We start from the raw sequence: 16530 nt of genomic DNA, 5'->3' as shown, positions 1-16530 counted from the left end.
ATACGAACCGATCACCGCCGGGCACACCACCACGTGAGCCGCAGCGTGACCTCGCGACCTTTCGACCACTCGGTCTCGGGCTGTGCACGGCACCTCGTATTCCGCGGGCGAGAACGCTCAGGACAGCGCAGGCAGGTGCGGACGACGCCTCGTACTCACGCCTACGGGAAGGGGCGTTCGATCGGGCAGGTAGCCAATACGGAAGCCACCCGGCAACCCGCTGCGACCCAGTCGTGGAGATCGTCGCCGACGAAACCGAGCAGATCCGTTATGTCGTCATACCGTTCCTTCAACGGCTGGTTCCAGATCCGTTCGTGATGGGCCAGCCTGTTGCGGAACTCATGCAGCCGGGTGACCGGCTGTTCGATGATCGCTCGGTCCCGGCCGGGGGCTCGGGGAAAACCACGCGCGAGGTCGGGCCACAAGGTAGTCGCGTAGCGCCTCGCGAGCAGGAATCGCCAGAATCCGAAAGACAACTCACTCAGGACCTGTCCCTCGCTGGCGGTCTTTCCCTTGACACGGACACGTTGGCGGGCACTGGCGATATCACGTCGAGCCCGCCGATCGAGCTCACGACTCGGGTCATCCAACCACGAACCCGCTCGACCAGCCGCCGCATGGCGGGCCGCGAGACGTTCGGCCAGGACGTTGCGAAGCGCAATCTCCAGATGGCTCAGAGTTTCCCAGAACGCACCGCTTATCCGGGTGTTCCATCGGTACAGTTCGAGCGCGGCGACTGGGTCACCGCCGCAGGCATGCGAATAGCCCCACATCCTCGGCGATCCGAACAACGAGAACAGCGCATCCTTCGCGGATTCGGCGGGGTCAGGATTGTCCTGGGAGCGCACGGTCGGTATCCTAGGTCACGAAGATCCCGGGACGGTCCCTGGTAGCCACTTTTCGTGGCAGGCCACACCGCTGGGGTTGCGGCTTGACGAGGTGCCGTCCTTCGGGGCGGCACCTTTTAGTTTCTCTCGAGGGCCTTCCGGGGGCACGAGCCGATCACCGCCGGGCACACCACCACGTGAGCCGGGGCTCGGCCACGTGGGGCCACGGTATCGACTCGCGGTGTCGCTCCAGGGGCGCTGGCGGCCGGTACGAGCCACCCCGGACCCGCACCGACCTCTCACCGCGCGGGTGCTCAGACCTGCCCTACCGCCCGCCTGGCGAAGTGGATCTCGGTGGCGACCTGCTTGAGGGTCTCGGCGATCACCAGCGAACCGTGCCCGGCGTCGTAACGGTAGAACTCGAACGGGACTCCGCGTTCCCCCAGTTGGTCGAGGTAGTTCAGCACCTGCTGGATCGGGCAGCGCGGATCGTTGTCACCCGCGAGCACCAGCACGGGGGCCCGCACCCGTTCGACGTAGGTGATGGGCGAACACTCCCGGTAGACCTCCGGGATCTCCTCGGGGGCCCCGCCGAACAGCGCGCGGTCGTAGGCGCGCAACGGCTCCATCTCGTCGGCGAACGCCGAGACGTAGTCGGCCACCGGCACTCCGGCCACGCCGCAGGCCCAGCGGTCCGGCTGGGTGCCCAGCGCGAGCAGCGTGAGGTAGCCACCCCAGGAAGCCCCGGCGACCACGCTGAGCTCCGGGGTGGTCAGCCCTGCCTCGACGGCCCAGTCCTGCACCCGGGCCACGTCCTCCAGCTCGGTGAGCCCGGGGCGCCCCTCGATCGCGTCGCGCCAGGCCGAGCCGTATCCCGTGGACCCCCGGTAGTTCACCTCCACGACCGCGAACCCCGCCTCCAACCAGGCGGCGCGGTAGGAGGAGAACCGGTCCTCGTCGGCCGCGTGCGGACCGCCGTGCAGGCTGAAGACGGTGGGCAGCGGCTCGCTCCCCGCTTCCTCCGGACGGGCGACCAGCGCGTGCACCGTGTCGTTGGGTCCGTACGGGACGGGAACGAACACGTCCTCGACCGGCTGCGACTCGGGAGCCCGGATTCCGCCGGGCGTGAGCAGCACGCCGTCCTCGCCCTCCGGTGGGAGCACCCGCACCCGTCCCGGCACGGCCGCCGAGGACCAGGTGTACTCCACGGCACCGTCCGGGCGTACGGACGCGGCGCCCACGGTCCCCTTCGAGGTGGGCAGCTGGGTGAGCGAACCCGTGGCGATCTCGTAGCGGTACAGCGTGGTGCGCGCCTGGTGCGTGTGCGCGATCAGCAGGGCCGAGCCGTCCGAGTACCAGTCCGCGGAGACCTCCCCCGGCAGGCCGAGGTCGAGTTCGGTCTCGGTGTCGGTCGCCACGTCCCAGATGAGCAGTTCCTCGCGACCGCGCCGCTCGTGCGAGACCAACAGCCTGGTGTCGCCGGAGACCGGGGCGAAGTCCAGTGCGGCCAGTCCCAGCCCGGAACCGTCCCACTTCTCGGCGAGCCTGGAGCCGTCGGAGCAGCGCAGCACGCGCAACGCGGGATGCCTGCTGTCCCCGTGCTCGGAGTGCGACAGCACCAGCAGGCTCTCGTCCCAGGACATGCCGGACAGGCCGCCGTCCTGTTCGTGCTGGTAGATCACTTCGGGCTCCGCGCCGTCGCGGGAGATCCAGACGGTCACCCCGTCATCGGTGGACATCCCGAGCGCGATCACGCTCGACCCCAGCTCCAGTCCGGCCGGATAGCCCGCGTGGGTGCCCGGCAGCCCCTCGCGGGGGGCGGTGTCGTGCTTGTCGAACGGTTCGCTGCGCCAGACCCCGAACTCGTCACCGTCGGTGTCGTCGAACCACCAGACGTGCTCCCCGTCGGCCGAGAGGGTGCCGTGGAACGTGCCGTTCGGGCGGTCGGTGACCTGGCGGTGGGAGTCGTCGGCACGGTTCCACGCGTACAGTTCCCAGGTACCGCTGACGTTCGAGACGTACAGGCTCCGCTCGGGGGCGTCGCGTGCCCAGTCCGGCAGCGAGACACGCGGAGCGCTGAAACGCGCGCGCCAGCGCTCCTCCTTGTCCGGGTCGGCGAACAGGGACTCTGGGATCTCGGCGCTGGGATACGTGCTCACGACACCGATACTGCCCGATCGGGCAATCTCCTACGCATCGGGGATGCGGTATCCCACGGAAAGGTGAGCAACGCAAGCCGGTCGGTGGATTGTCGCGCTGCTCGACGAACCAGGATGATCGAGGCGTTTCGCTCGGCGAGGCTCGTCGCGAGGACCTCACCCGGCGACCACCGGGGGTGTCGGCCACGGCACGAGGAGCATCGGACACGACGCGGGAGCCCGAGTACGCACCACCTCCCCGACCTCACGTGGAGCAGCGATGATCTACGGAATCGACGTTTCGCACTACCAGGGCTCGTTCGACATGCGCCGGGCTCGGTCGGAGGCGTTCGAGTTCGTGTTCATCAAGGCCACGGAGGGGTCCGGCTTCGTCGACGACAGGTTCGCGGACAACCTGGCCACCGCCCGGGGCGCGGGACTGCTGGTGGCCGCCTACCACTATCAGCGGGAGGGCGTCGCCGCGGCCGCACAGGCCGATCACATCGCCCGGGTTGTCCCCGCCGACGTACCGGTGATTCTCGACGTGGAGCGGGGAGGCGGTGGAACCGGCCTGACGCACGCACTGCGAGGCGAACTGCACGCACGCGGCTTCCGGACACCGCTGCTCTACCTGCCCGAGTGGTACTGGAGGGAACTGGGCAAGCCGGACCTGTCCGGTTTCCCGCCGTTGTGGAAATCGCGCTATCCGGACAACGACGGCGGGCACGCCAGCGAGATCTACCAGCGCGTGCCGGAGCACTTCTGGAACGACTACGGGGGCAACCGGGTGGCCGTGCTGCAGTTCACCAGCTCCGCGACCGTCGCGGGGCAGCGGCCCGTCGACGCCAACGCCTACCGGGGGAGCCGCGCACAGCTGCAAGCACTGCTCGATCCACAGGGAGAGGACATGCGCGAGGACGAACGGGACGCTCTTTTCCGGATTCTGGAACAACTCACCGGCAGCCGCACCCCCGGGGAATACCCGGGATGGTCATCCTATGTGGACCGTAGCGAGAGCATGACCGCCGTCGACTTCATCAGAGCCGTCGACAAACACACCTTCGAACTGCACAAGCAGTACGGACGTGGCGGCGGGATGCGCCAGTACGCAGCAGGCGAGACGCACGAGTCCCCGGATCGAGTGCTGCGTTCGATGATCTCCGAGGCGGTCGCCTCGGCACTGGGACCGGACGATCCACGGCACGAGGACGTGGTCGACGCCGTGACGGCACGGCTGAGCGCACCGGTCTCCCCCGAGACCAGCGGCGAGTCCGCGAACTGAGGGAATCCGGACGAAAAAGGTCCGGCTGCCGACTCCCGTGGAGTCGACAGCCGGACCAGTACCGTCGGGGTGGCGGGATTTGAACCCACGACCTCCTCGACCCGAACGAGGCGCGCTCCCAAACTGCGCTACACCCCGGTCTCGCCGGGAACTTCCGAATCGGCAGTCCCGACCGGCGCACCGACGAAGCGGAAGATCGCCGCCCGCCGACACCGAGAAGTCTATCCCACACCCGTACCGGACTCCACAGGGGCCCCCGGGGTCGCGTCAACGGACCGCTGCTCTCCCCCCTGCGAACGCGGCACCAGCGTCAACAACGTCGCTTCCGGCGGGCACGCGAACCGCACCGGGGCGTAGGGCGAGGTGCCGAGTCCCGCCGAGACGTGCAGCCGCATGTGCTCTCCCCATTCGGAAGGCCCCTTGGCCCGCTCCCGGTCCAGTTCACAGTTGGTCACGATCGCGCCGAATCCCGGTAGGCAGAGCTGACCACCGTGGGTGTGCCCGGCGAGCACCAGGTCGTAACCGTCCCCGTCGAAGGCGTCCAGCACCCGGGGTTCCGGCGAGTGCGTGACACCGAGGCTCAGGTCGACATCCGCGGGCGGCCTTCCCTCGATCTCCGAGTAGCGGTCCCGTTTGAGGTGCGGATCGTCCAGTCCCGCCGCGTGGATCGCGACCCCACCCACCGTCGACCGCAGCCTCCGGTGCGTCAGGTCCAGCCAGCCGCGTTCGGTCATCGCGGCGCGCAGGTCCCGCCAGGGCAACGGCCTGCCTCTGATCCGCTTCTTCTTGCCGGAGGGCAGCAGGTAGCGTGCCGGGTTCTTGGGTTTCGGGGCGTAGTAGTCGTTGCTGCCGAACACGAACATCCCCGGGCGGTCCAGCAGCGGGCCGAGGGCACGCAGCACGGCGGGGACGGCCTGCGGATGGGCGAGGTTGTCACCGGTGTTGACGACCAGGTCCGGTTCGAGCTCGTCGAGTGCCTCGACCCACCGCTGTTTGGAGGTCTGGTTCGGGGTCATGTGCAGATCCGAGATGTGCAGCACCCGAAGCCGCGGGCTCGATTCCCCGAGCACCGGTAGCGTCGCCTTGCGCAGCGTCCAGTGGGTGCGCTCGATTCCCGCCGCGTAACCGAGCGCCGAGGCCCCGAGAGCACCGGCGGCGAGCAGAGTACGACCGAAGGTGTTCACACCTTCCAGCCTACGAGAACGTGCGAATCCGAGCCGTCCGGCCGCCGCGTGTTTCGGAATCTCCCCTCGCGCTCGGTGCTCTCCCGCGAAACGGTCACGCTGTCCCCGACGCCGACTCCGCCCACTCCCGCGATCGGCACCGTCGCGTGCGCTCCCGCGAGGAAGGCCCGGCGCTGTGCGGTACCTACCCGGTATCGAGCCTGGCGGCGGTGAGAGCCGCGCGCGAGGTTCCGCCGAACGAGCTCCCACGCGCCGGGGTGAACCTTTCTCGCTCAGGGGACAATCGGGGGCATGTCCGAGCTGAAGGAACGCCTGCGGAGCGATCTGACCGCGGCTATCAAACAACGGGAAACCACTCGCACCGGAGTGCTTCGCATGGCACTGTCCGCGATCGGCTCCGAGGAGGTCTCGGGGAAACAGGCGCGGGAGCTCTCCGACGAGGAGGTCCGAGCGGTGCTTTCCAAGGAAGTCAAGAAGCGGGACGAGTCGGCCTCGGCCTTCGACTCGGCGGGCCGCGCCGAACAGGCTGCCGCCGAGCGGGCGGAGGGCGACATCCTGCGGGAGTACCTGCCCGCCCAGCTCGACGACGAGGAGCTCACCCGGCTGGCGAAGGAGGCGGTCGGTGAGGTGGCCGCCGAGCTGGGGGAGACTCCCGGACCGAAGCACATGGGACAGGTCATGAAGATCGCCAACGCCAAGGTCGCCGATCAGGCGGAGGGCGGCAGGGTCGCGGCCGCGGTCAAGGCGGAGCTCAACCGCTGACCCGCCACCCACTGTCACGGCGCCAGTAGGCCAGGGCGTGCAGCCGGGAACGGCCCAGTTCCAGCTCGGTCTCGCAGAGTTCCCTGGCGCGCCGGACCACATCGGCTTCGGCGCCGATCCACACGTGCGGGTCGGCGCCGAGCTCGACCGTGCGCAGCGCCTCCGGCAGCAGGTCGCTCTCTCCCGGGGCGAGGCCGTCCCGGCACAGCCAGTTCCACCGGACACCGTCGAAGTGGGGCGCGTAGGCGCGCTCGGCCTCGTCGGCGACTTCCGCGAGCACCAGCACCGGGGTGGTGCTCGGGACTTCCTCCAGGATGGCGGTGATCGCGGGCAGCGCGGTCTCGTCACCCACCAGCACGAGCGGGTCGGCGGCGGGGTCCGGCCGGTAGGCGGGACTCGGCCCCACGGTGACGACGTGGTCGCCGACCGCCACCTCGGTGATCCACCGAGATCCCGGGGCATCGTGCTCGTGCCGCACGAGGTCCACGGCGAGTTCGCGGCGTTCCGGCGCGAACCAGCGGACGGTGTAGGTGCGTTGCCTGGGTTGCCGCTCCGGTGGCCCCGCGAACACCTCGCCACGACTGCCGCCCAGCGGCACCGGCATGCCCGGGCGAGGCAGGCACAGCTTGACGCGCTGGTCGGTACCGCTGCTGACGAAGTCGGCCAGCTCGTCACCGCCCAGGACCACGCGCACCATGCGCGGGGTGAGGCGTTCGACCGCACGTACTTCCAACTGTCGGTACCGAGCGCGTACCGGTGCCCGGTCGGGTGTGCTGTGGGTGGCTGTCACGGTCATGTCCCGGGGACGACGGAACTGCTTCGCACGTTGATCCTTCCTGCTTCGCCCGGCCGGACCATCCGTCCGCCGAGTGCCCGAGGTCCCGACGGCTCCGAATGGCACACGGTGCTAGTTGCCCCCCGGAGTCTCCCCGGAGGTTCGGCGCGGCTGCTGTCCGCCCCCGCCGGGGCTTCCCTCCGGGCCGTTTCCGGGGCCACCACCTTCCCCGTCACCGCCGCCGTCGCCCGCCGGGGCCTCGGCTTCGGAAGATGAGTCCTCGGCGACGGTACGCGGCGGTGGGATGTAGCCGCTGCTGACCGACAGGAGCACCGAGGCGCCCTCCTCCGCGATACCGCGCGGCGACTGGCTGATCACCGTTCCCTCGGAGTCACTGCTGCTGACGGTACGCCGTTCGACCTCGTACCCCGCCTTACGCAGCTTCTTCGCCGCCTCGTCGACCTGCATGTCCACCACTTCGGGGACGTGCTTGCCGGAACCACCGTGCCGGTAGCGCTCGGTGGTGGAGGGCAGTTCGACGACGGGCAGCCCCTCGTGAGCGGTCTTCATGGCACGCATCCAGGTCTTGGCCGGAACGGTGCCACCGTAGATGTTGCCGCTGCCGCAGACGGTCGGCGGACTGCCCAGGCAGATCCCCATTCCGGGGGACTCGGGCCGGTCGATGTAGGTGAGCACCGCCCCGGCCAGCTGCGGGGTCGCCCCGATGAACGCGGCGGAGCCGAACGTCTCGGTCGTTCCGGTCTTGGCGGCGGTGGGGCGGCTCCAGCCGCTGGCACTCGCCGCGCGGGCCGCGGTCCCGGACGTGGTGTCGTCGGACATCCCGACGGCCATGGCGTCGGCGAGTTCCCGGTCCACCGCCTGCTCACAGGGCTTCTCGGTGATCGCGACCCTGTTGCCGTGCCGGTCGCGGATCTCCTTGATCGGGGTGGGCGGGCACCAGACACCACCGCTGGTGATGGTGGCGGACACGTTGGCCAGCTCCAGCGGGCTGGTGGGGCTGAACCCCAGGGTGAACGCACCGATCCTGCGCTGTTTGATCTCCTCGGCCTGGGTCCGTTCCCGCGCGCGATCCGCGACCATCGGCACACCGGCCAGGTCGTGGTGCTTGAGCGTGCGGCGCATTCCCAGGCGGGCGGCCATGTCGACCGTGTTGTCGAGCCCGGCGCGCTCCTCCAGGATCACGAACGCCGTGTTGGGCGAGGTGGCCAGCGCCTCCTGAATGGTCCGGGAACCGGCTCCGACTCCCTCTGCGTTGCCCACCACGTAGGGGTTGGTGCCGTTGCTGAACTTCTTCGAGGTGTAGGACCCCGGCGCCGGGACCACGTCCTTGATTCCCATGCCCTGTTCCAGGGCCGCCGCGGCGGTGAAGGTCTTGTAGACCGAGCCGGCCCCGGGCGGGGCCATGGAGCTGGGCAACGCGTAGGCGCTTTCCCCCGCCTCCTTGTCGAACCCGAAGTCCCGGTTGGCCACCAGCGCGCGGACCCGGTGCTTGTCCTGGCCGGGTTCGACCACGGACATGACATTGGCGATCTGCTCGCTGTCCTTGGGAACGCCCTCCTCCGCCGACTTCTTGGCGGCGGCGGTGATCCGCTGGTCCAGCGTGGTGCGGATGGTGTATCCCCCTCGGCGCAGCTGCTCGGCGGAGAAACCCGCTCGCTGCAGGTAGTTCTCCGCGTACTTGCAGAAGAAGCCGTTCTGGGCCCCCGCGCCCACGCATCCGTTGGGCAGTTTGTCCAGCGGCTGTTCGATGCCGAGCGGAGCGGCCTTGGCTTCGCGGGCGGCCCGCTGGGTGATCCGGTGCTGGTCGGCCATCGCGTCGATCACCAGCCCGCGCCGGAACAGCGCCTCCTTGGGCTGGGTCACCGGGTTCAACGAGCCCGGGCGGTTGACCACACCGGCGAGCAGCGCGGCCTGCGCGATCGTGAGCTGGTCGGGAGTGGTTCCGAAGTAGGCGTGCGAGGCGGCGGCGATGCCGTAGACGCGGTTTCCGTAGGGGACCACGTTCAGGTAGCGGGTGAGTATCTCCTCCTTGCTCAGCCGCTTCTCCAGCTGGAGGGCTACTCGGATCTCGCGCAGTTTGCGCGCCACGGTCTGCTCGGTCGCCTCGGCCTGCTTGACGGGGTCACCGGCGGAGGTGACGTGGACCAGATAGTTCTTGACGTACTGCTGCGTGATCGTCGAAGCCCCCTGGGTGATCCTGCCCGCCACCTGGTTGCTGACGAAAGCACGCGCCGTACCCGGCCAGTCCACCCCTTCGTGCTCGTAGAACCGCTGGTCCTCGATGGCGACCATCGCCGCTTTCATCGTGTCGGCGATCTGGTCGCTGGTGGCCGGTGTCCGGTACTGCTCGTACAGGTAGGCGATCGGGTTGCCCGCCCTGTCTGTCATCGTCGTGACCAGGGGTGGTTGTTCGGTGAGCAGTTTGGTGGAAATCCTGTTCACCGCGTCACCGGCACGGTTCGAGATCACTCCGAGCGCTCCCGCCGCGGGAAACGCCATGCCGGCGACCAGTACGCCGGCCAGCACACACAGACCGAACAGCTTGAGCACGCCGTTACGTAGCCGCACGAGACACACGGTAAGACCAGCGGCTTCACACCACTCGCTGTCACGGTCAATAACCCCCGATGTGATGAGCGTGAAAGAAAATTCCCACGAAAGTCGGTTGGCTACGGAACCGAGATCTCCTAGTGTGCGTCCACGTCCAGCGACAAGGTTTCGTGAGCGTGCCGGGGGCACGTTCACGAGGGCCGGTGCCGGGGGCCCGGTGGTTGTACGGTCGCCGACGATCCAGTGAGGAGCTGGGGGATTTGATGCTCGAACAGGGGGACTGGCGGGTGAACGCGGCGTGCCGCGACAAGAACCCGGACCAGCTTTTCGTACGAGGCGCGGAGCAGCGCAAGGCGCGCACCATCTGCTTCGGCTGTCCCGTCCGGACCGAGTGCCTGGCGGAGGCGCTGGACAAGCGGATCGAGTTCGGTGTCTGGGGCGGCATGACCGAACGCGAACGGCGCGCGCTACTGCGCAGGCGTCCGGACGTGCGCAACTGGCGTGAGCTGCTGGAGGCGGCCCGTGAGGACTACTCCCAGGCCGACGCCTACCAGCTGGGTTGAGGGAAAGCTGCCCGCAGCGTGGGGTTTCGCGGCTGGTCGAGCGGCGGAACCTCGCGCGGTCCCGTGAACGGCCGGGCCCGACGTCGGGCAGGTACCGCGCCACGTCGGCCCTCCGCGCGAGAACCGCACCGGGGAACCCTGTGAGCGCGGTGGTGGTTCCGACGGAGCTGTCAGGACCGGGGCTGATGAGTCAGGGACGGCTCAACAGGATCGCGACGGTGCCGGTGTCGCGAGTGGTGGTTCGGCGCTGCCGCGCCGGATCGACGAGCCACTCTTGTCCGACCTCGGGGTACGGGCCCTGCCCGTCCCCGGGTTGCCGGAGGTAGCCCGCCCGGAGAGCGGCCTCACTCCCGGGCCAGCCTGCGACCGATCTCGCGCAGGCCGTACTGGTCGTGGACCTCGTCCGGCAGCGCGGGAACGCTGCCGAGCTCGACCTCGGGATGTGCTCTGGTGAACCGCGCCAGCAGGCGTTTCTCCCGTTCCGCCACGGCCACCCGGTCCGCGTGCAGCCGCAGGACCGAGGCGGCCAGCGGCGCCGAACCGGCGGCCTCCAGCTCCTCGGCGGCCGACAGCGCCCTCGTGGCGGGCAGGTCCGCCAGCACCGGATGCGTGCGGTTGGCGACCATCCCCGCGAGCGGCATGTGCTCCGAGGAGAGGCGTTCCACGAAGTAGGAGGCCTCCCGCAACGCGTCCGGTTCCGGCGCGGCCACCACCAGGAAGCGGGTTCCCTCCGAGCGCAACAGCCGGTAGGTGTGGTCGGCCCGTTCCCGGAAACCGCCGAACGTGGAATCGAAGGCCTGCACGAAGGCGGCGGCGTCCGCCAGCAGTTGGCGGCCGACGATCGTGGAGACGGCCTTGGCGAACATGCCGAACCCCGCCCCGACGATCCGACGGAGCCCCTTGCCGCCCGCCCGGGCCGGGCTGGCCAGCATCCGGATCAACCTGCCGTCCAGGATGGTAGACAGCCGCTGCGGCGCGTCGAGGAAGTCCAGCGCGGAACGGCTCGGCGGCGTGTCCACCACGATCAGGTCCCAGGTGTCCTCGGCCGCCAGCTGCCCGAGCTTCTCCATCGCCATGTACTCCTGCGTTCCGGAGAACGAGGTCGACACGGTCTGGTAGAAGGGGTTGTCCAGGATCTGGCGCGCCCGCTCGCGTCCCGCGTGCGCCAGGACCATGTCGTCGAAGGTCCTGCGCATGTCGAGCATCATGGCATGGAGCTCGCCGGACTCGCCCTGTTCGAGCTCCACCTCGCGGGGGTTGTTGTCCAGTTCGGCCAGCCCGAGGGCCTGGGCCAGCCTGCGTGCCGGATCGATGGTCAGCACCACGGTCTTGCGGCCGCGGGCGGCGGCTCGGATTCCCAGCGCCGCCGCCGTGGTCGTCTTGCCGACCCCACCGGAGCCGCAGCACACGAGAATCCGGTTGCCGGGGTCGTCGAGCAACCGATCGATGTCGAGTCGTCCGGGGCCCGACCGTTCGTTCATCTGCTTCCTCCGACACCGCGACCGACGAGACCTTCGGCGAGTTCGTAGAGCGCCGCGACGTCGATCCCGTCGATGTAGTCGGGCAGCTCGACGAACGGCAGCGCGGCGTTGTCCAGTTGTTCGCGGGCCGCGAGTTCGGCACCGGCCCGCCCGGCGTGCTCGATGGTCTCGGCTACCAGGCCGTCGAGCACCTCGTCGTTCCAGTCCAGCCCGGCCGACTCCAGACCACCCCGGATCCTGGTGGCGTCGACCCTGCCTCCCGCGGCGGCCAGCACCGAGCGGGTCGCCAGCCGGTGGGGGCGGACCCGGTTCAGCAGCACGGCTCCCGGGCGCAGCTCGGCCGCGTCGAGTTCCTCCACCGTTTCCAGGGTCTCCCGCACGGGCAGCTGTTCCGGCAACGTCACCAGGTGCACCACGGTGTCCGAGGAGTGCAGCAGGCCCGCGACCTCCTCGCTCTGGCCGTGGATGGGGCCCATCCTGGCCAGGTCGGCCATGGCCCGCGTGACGTCGAGGAAGCGGACGATCCGGCCGGTGGGGGGCGCGTCCACCACCACGGCGTCGTAGGTGTGCCGCCCGTTGGGGTCGGTGCGGCGCACGCACTCCTTGAGCTTGCCGGTGAACAGCACGTCGCGCAGTCCCGGGGCCAATGTGGTGGCGAACTCGATGGCCCCCATCCTGCGCAGCGTGCGCCCGGCGACGCCGAGGCTGTAGTACATGGCCAGGTACTCCAGCAGGGCGGCCTCCGCCTCGATGGCCAGGGCTCGCACCTCTCCCCCGCCGGGTGCCGCCGCCAACCGCCGCTCGGAGTACTCCAGCGGCGGGGTGTCGAACAGCTGTGCCAGCCCCTGCCTGCCCTCGACCTCGGCGAGCAGTACCCGGCGACCGCCGGTGGCCAGGGCGAGCGCCAGGGAAGCGGCGGCGGTGGTCTTGCCCGCTCCGCCCTTGCCGCTGACGAAGTGCAGCCTCGCACGATCGAGGTCGCGATCCCATTCAGAGCTCACACGATCAGCCTAGGCTCATCCGGGGGGCGTTGTCCGCTCGGCGAGCTGGTGGGGTGGCGGTGCGAGCCGGACCCGGCTCGGTTGATGCCCTGACCGGGTCGAACACGCCAGCCCGAGGTACCGGGCTCGAGACAGCCTCTTAGGGTGGCGGCATGACCAAGTGGGAGTACTCGACAGTGCCGCTGCTCAGCCACGCGACCAAGCAGATCCTCGACCAGTGGGGTGAGGACGGCTGGGAGCTCGTCGCCGTCCTGCCGGGACCGACCGGTGAGCAGATGGTCGCCTACATGAAGCGTCCGAAGGAATAACGAGCCCGCCGGGTTCTCCGGCCGGGGCCGCGGGGTGCTCGTCCGGCGGTGTTCCCCGCCCACTCCTCTCCGGGAAACCGGAGGTCGAACGAGGGACGTCGGGACGGTGGCGTGCGACCGCGCTCCCGTCCTCGAATCGAGTGATTCTCCGGTCGTCCCCGCTCAGCGGTGCGGGGACGACCGGTTCCGTGGGGCCGGCGGAGTTCACCGCCGGTCCCGTTGCCGAGAGATTGGTGCGTTCGCCATGGGTATCTGGACCGACCGTTTGGCCGAGCTCGGGGTGGAGCTGCCGGAAGTGGCACGTCCCGTGGCCTCTTACGTTCCCGCCGTGCGAACCGGGAACCACGTCCACACCGCGGGACAGCTGCCCATCGTCTCCGGCACGTTGTCGGCCACCGGCAAGGTGGGTGGGGAGGTCGATCCCGACACGGCGCGGGGGTTGGCACGGATCTGCACCCTGAACGCGCTGGCGGCGGTGGACGGCGTCGTCGGGCTGGACTCGTTGGCCGGGGTGGTCAAAGTGGTCGGTTTCGTCGCCTCGGCAGAGGGGTTCACCGGTCAGCCCGGGGTGCTCAACGGCGCTTCGGAGCTGCTCGGAGAGGTGTTCGGCGAGTCCGGGGCACACGCGCGCTCGGCGGTCGGTGTGGCCGAACTTCCGATGGGAGCGCCGGTCGAGGTGGAACTGATCGCCGAGGTCGCCGAGGGCCACTGATGCCGGGCCGGGGCTCGTCATCACGGGAACGGGTGTCCGCATCGCTGCCCGGAGCCACGTCCTCCTCGGCGAATCGGAAGAGCATGCACTCACCCATTCAGAGGACAGTGCTGTCTATAGTGAGCTGTGAGTAACAAGAGCCGGATGCGTGTTGCGGGTTGATCGCAGAGATTTCCGAGGGAAAATCACCCATACGGATGCAAATGCCGATAGCAGTTCGACGCAGCGTGCTGGGGCCTCGCCCCGGAGGGGATGACGAGACGTGACCGACCGCGACACCAGCCTGTTGTGTCACGAGCTGTTGCTCCGGCTCGCGGGCCGCATCCCGGACGAGTCACTGTGGCGCTACCGCGACTGGCTGGCGGGCGCGGCCGGGGAAGTGGTGGCCGTCTCGCTGCCGAAGCAACTGGTACGGGAGCGCATCGGGCTGACCGATGCCGATCACCGGCTGCTCTCCGAGGCACTGCTGCCCATGGGAGCCGATCCGGCCGCTGTGGGGGCGATCCTGCCGGAGGACGGATCACCGCAGCGCCGCCACGCGTTCACGGCGGCCGCCCCGGGGGACGACAAGGGTGACTCGGAGGCGCTCGTGCTGGGCGCGACGCTGCGCGGCCGCCCCGGAGTCGGCGAGGTCCGCGACAGCTGGCGGCGCGACACCACCGCGGCGGCCTCGGAGCCCCAGAGTCGGGTGGTACTGGTCAGCACCAGCGGCGATCCGGTCGAACTGACCGGCGAGATCCAACGAATCCTGCGCGCCCTCGGCAACCACACCCCCCTCGTGGAGGTGCTTCCCACCGAGATCGAGCCGCCGGAGTACCACGGCCGCGCACAGCTCGCCTCGAACCTGATCTGCACCGGCAGCGGCGAACTCACGGGCTCGCACTGATCACCGGTGACCGACCAGCACCACGACGCCCCGAAACGCTCTTCCCTCGGATCTCTCGGCATCCGGCGTGTTCCGTGGCCGGTCGGTGGTCGACGTGAAGCCGGCGCCTCGCGGCCGCGCGGGGCACCTCGAGTAGGCAACTAAGGAGAAACCCGTGGTGGACGTGGCGAACAGCGCCGGTCCGGTCGACCGGCTGCACGAGCTGCTGCTGGCGTTGACCGGCCGACTGGACGACGACGCGATCAACGCGGCACGCGAGTTCGCGGGCGCGGGACAGCCGGACAGCGCCGCCGAATTCGTCACCGGAACGCTGCTGGCGGGCGGGATACCCGTGACGCGGGACGAACAGCGCGAGCTGTCCTCGATTCTGGGCCGCACCAACTCCCGCAGCGGGCTCACCGAGCGGCTCACGGTGGACTCGCCGGAGAGCTCGGACAAGCACCGCTTCACCGAACCGGAGCGGATCGACGACGTGTCCGCGGCGTTGCGTGAGATCACCGCACGACTGCCGAACCTGCGCTCACTGTGGTGCGCCGCGCGCACGACGGCGGCCGGAGTCGCGGCGGGCGCGGTGCCACGCCGGGTGCTGCTGGTCGAAGTGGACGGTGCCACGGCGGTCGGCCCCACCGACTACCAGCTGCTGCGCGCCCTGCGCCGGCACGGGATCCAGTGCTCCGTGGAGGCCTTCCGGACCGGCGACGAACTGCCGGACTACCACCGGGAAGCACTGGCCGTCGCGCACGAGGTGCGGGTGGACCACGACCTCCCCGCCCCGGAGCCGACCAGACGGGGCACCAGGCACCGGGAGCGGGTCACCGACTTCGCCGAACCGTCCTCCCACGAGGACCCGTTGGGCGTCCCGCCACGCCCGGAGCCTCACGAGCCCGACGCGCTCGCCGACTTCCCCGCTCCGGAGCCGGACCTGCCCTCGGTGGAGATGACCACGGAGTGGCCCGCCACGGAATTCGGCAGCTCGCTGAACACGGACCCGCCGGACGACAGGGACCCGCTCGGGGTCGGATTCCCCGAGTCCGGTTACCAGGAGTCCGGCCGTCGGGAACCCGGTCGGGAGTCCGGCTACCGGGAATCCGACTACCGAGAGTCCGGCCACCGGCGGGAAAACTCCCTGCCCCCGGAACCCGATCCGGAGGAGACGGGTTTCATCCTGCCCGATCCCGCCCCGAGCACGAACCACGCGGATTCGTTCGGCTTCCCGGAACCCGGTGAGTACCCCCAGCCCGGCGACTTTCCGTCTCCTCCGGAGATCGCGAGTTTCGAGCCCGCCCCGGTCGAGAACGACCACCCCGCCGGGCAGCACTCCGAGTCCCACGAGGACGGCAACTCCAACCCCGCCGTTCCGGCCGCTGTGGACGCCAAGCTCACCGACCGGGAACGGAACCTGCTGCAGAAGCTGCACGAGGAGCTGGCGCATCGGGAGCAGGACAAGTCACCCGGCGATACCGGCAACTCCCACGAGGCGGTCGGAGCGGAACCACAGCAGGACCCCCGGACCACCACCGTTCCCGGCACCGGCAACTTCCCGCCCATCGGTTCCACCGGGCCGAACCAGGCGCGGTGAGCACCACCGGAAATTTACCGGCACCGCTGACGGGGTTGGATTCGGTGCGCTGTCCGGCACGAGCGCGTTCTCCTGATCTCGGAAACCAGTGGGTTCCGCTGACTACAGCGTCCAGTGGGTGGGGTTGTGGGGGTGGTCGATCCAGAGCCGTTGGTGGTGTTGGGTGGCGGTGATGCCGAGGCGGGGCCAGTCGGGTTTGCCGTGGGTCAGCCAGGTCTGGTGGGCGTGTTCGACGGGTTCCCACAGTGGGGTGGGTCCGGTTTCGGTGACCTCGTATCGGTTGTTCGTGGTGGTGAGGGTGATGTCGGTGGTGGAGCCGTCGGGGGCGGTCATGGTGGCCGCCGCCGGTCGGCCGGTGTCCGGGTCGAGGCGCATGCCGATCGTGACTCCGTCGGGCAGGCCGTGGAATTGGGCCAGCAGCCAGACCACGCGGTTGTCCCACCAGGGGGTGGGTGGGGTGG

The 16530-nt window shown here is 69.6% G+C and carries 14 protein-coding genes, 1 tRNA gene and 1 pseudogene; 7 read left to right on the top strand and 9 right to left on the bottom strand.

The features are described from left to right. Positions 1-161 precede the first annotated feature (161 nt). Together BLQ75_RS20825 and BLQ75_RS20820 are read right to left on the bottom strand one after the other, a co-directional pair. Entirely contained in the window at positions 162-848 is a 687-nt protein-coding gene (locus BLQ75_RS20825) for an Abi family protein (RefSeq protein ID WP_244515813.1), read from the bottom strand. A gap of 293 nt (positions 849-1141) precedes the next feature. Further along, on the bottom strand, positions 1142-2986 hold the full coding sequence (locus BLQ75_RS20820) for a prolyl oligopeptidase family serine peptidase (RefSeq protein WP_092604371.1): 1845 nt from the start codon (positions 2984-2986) through the stop codon (positions 1142-1144). A 259-nt stretch (positions 2987-3245) separates the two neighbouring features. On the opposite strand from BLQ75_RS20820, the gene BLQ75_RS20815 reads away from it, so the two are divergent. Beyond that, positions 3246-4247: a glycoside hydrolase family 25 protein gene (locus BLQ75_RS20815; protein WP_092604370.1), complete on the top strand. Its 1002-nt coding sequence runs from the start codon at positions 3246-3248 to the stop codon at positions 4245-4247. A gap of 64 nt (positions 4248-4311) precedes the next feature. Here BLQ75_RS20815 and BLQ75_RS20810 read toward each other — a convergent pair. Both BLQ75_RS20810 and BLQ75_RS20805 read right to left on the bottom strand, forming a co-directional pair. After that, positions 4312-4385 (bottom strand) — tRNA-Pro (locus BLQ75_RS20810). An 83-nt stretch (positions 4386-4468) separates the two neighbouring features. Further along, a complete protein-coding gene (locus tag BLQ75_RS20805; RefSeq protein ID WP_092604369.1) occupies positions 4469-5431 on the bottom strand; it encodes a metallophosphoesterase in 963 nt (320 codons plus the stop codon). Positions 5432-5722: 291 nt separating this feature from the next. Between BLQ75_RS20805 and BLQ75_RS20800 the strand changes: the two genes are divergently transcribed. Continuing rightward, complete coding sequence (locus BLQ75_RS20800) at positions 5723-6193, top strand: GatB/YqeY domain-containing protein (RefSeq protein WP_092604368.1); 471 nt, start codon at positions 5723-5725, stop codon at positions 6191-6193. Here the strand turns inward: BLQ75_RS20800 and BLQ75_RS20795 are convergent. Together BLQ75_RS20795 and BLQ75_RS20790 are read right to left on the bottom strand one after the other, a co-directional pair. Beyond that, positions 6183-6983, bottom strand: coding sequence for a siderophore-interacting protein (locus tag BLQ75_RS20795; RefSeq protein WP_244515812.1), 801 nt, complete (start codon positions 6981-6983; stop codon positions 6183-6185). The two genes, BLQ75_RS20800 and BLQ75_RS20795, sit on opposite strands and share 11 nt — an antisense overlap. 117 nt (positions 6984-7100) lie before the next feature. Next, on the bottom strand, positions 7101-9557 hold the full coding sequence (locus BLQ75_RS20790) for a penicillin-binding protein (RefSeq protein ID WP_092604366.1): 2457 nt from the start codon (positions 9555-9557) through the stop codon (positions 7101-7103). A gap of 245 nt (positions 9558-9802) precedes the next feature. Between BLQ75_RS20790 and BLQ75_RS20785 the strand changes: the two genes are divergently transcribed. Next, on the top strand, positions 9803-10102 hold the full coding sequence (locus tag BLQ75_RS20785) for a WhiB family transcriptional regulator (RefSeq protein ID WP_043570956.1): 300 nt from the start codon (positions 9803-9805) through the stop codon (positions 10100-10102). 344 nt (positions 10103-10446) lie between these two features. On the opposite strand, the gene bagB is transcribed toward BLQ75_RS20785, so the two are convergent. Both bagB and bagA read right to left on the bottom strand, forming a co-directional pair. After that, the gene (bagB, locus tag BLQ75_RS20780; protein WP_092604365.1) at positions 10447-11583 is read right to left on the bottom strand and encodes an ATPase BagB; all 1137 of its coding nucleotides are present in this window, start codon (positions 11581-11583) and stop codon (positions 10447-10449) included. Beyond that, entirely contained in the window at positions 11580-12584 is a 1005-nt protein-coding gene (bagA, locus tag BLQ75_RS20775) for an ATPase BagA (protein WP_043569338.1), read from the bottom strand. The genes bagB and bagA overlap by 4 nt, the downstream gene beginning before the upstream one ends. Before the next feature lie 152 nt (positions 12585-12736). Between bagA and sp36 the strand changes: the two genes are divergently transcribed. The 4 genes from sp36 to BLQ75_RS20755 all read left to right on the top strand — a co-directional run bounded on the left by sp36 (position 12737) and on the right by BLQ75_RS20755 (position 16069). Then, the gene (gene sp36, locus BLQ75_RS20770; protein WP_019855875.1) at positions 12737-12892 is read left to right on the top strand and encodes a Sp36 family protein; all 156 of its coding nucleotides are present in this window, start codon (positions 12737-12739) and stop codon (positions 12890-12892) included. A gap of 244 nt (positions 12893-13136) precedes the next feature. Next, complete coding sequence (locus tag BLQ75_RS20765) at positions 13137-13604, top strand: RidA family protein (protein WP_092604364.1); 468 nt, start codon at positions 13137-13139, stop codon at positions 13602-13604. Positions 13605-13866: 262 nt separating this feature from the next. Then, positions 13867-14490 carry a hypothetical protein gene (locus tag BLQ75_RS20760; RefSeq protein ID WP_092604363.1) on the top strand — a complete coding sequence of 208 codons (624 nt, stop codon included), beginning with the start codon at positions 13867-13869 and terminating at the stop codon, positions 14488-14490. 154 nt (positions 14491-14644) lie between these two features. Further along, entirely contained in the window at positions 14645-16069 is a 1425-nt protein-coding gene (locus tag BLQ75_RS20755; RefSeq protein ID WP_092604362.1) for a hypothetical protein, read from the top strand. A 102-nt stretch (positions 16070-16171) separates the two neighbouring features. Here the strand turns inward: BLQ75_RS20755 and BLQ75_RS20750 are convergent. Next, a pseudogene (locus tag BLQ75_RS20750) lies at positions 16172-16530 on the bottom strand (methyltransferase domain-containing protein); the annotation flags it as partial.

The organism is Actinopolyspora xinjiangensis (assembly GCF_900104475.1).
Classification (GTDB): Bacteria; Actinomycetota; Actinomycetes; order Mycobacteriales; family Pseudonocardiaceae; genus Actinopolyspora; species Actinopolyspora xinjiangensis.
Note: the sequence above shows the minus strand (reverse complement) of the source record. Positions and strands in the feature narration are given on the sequence as shown.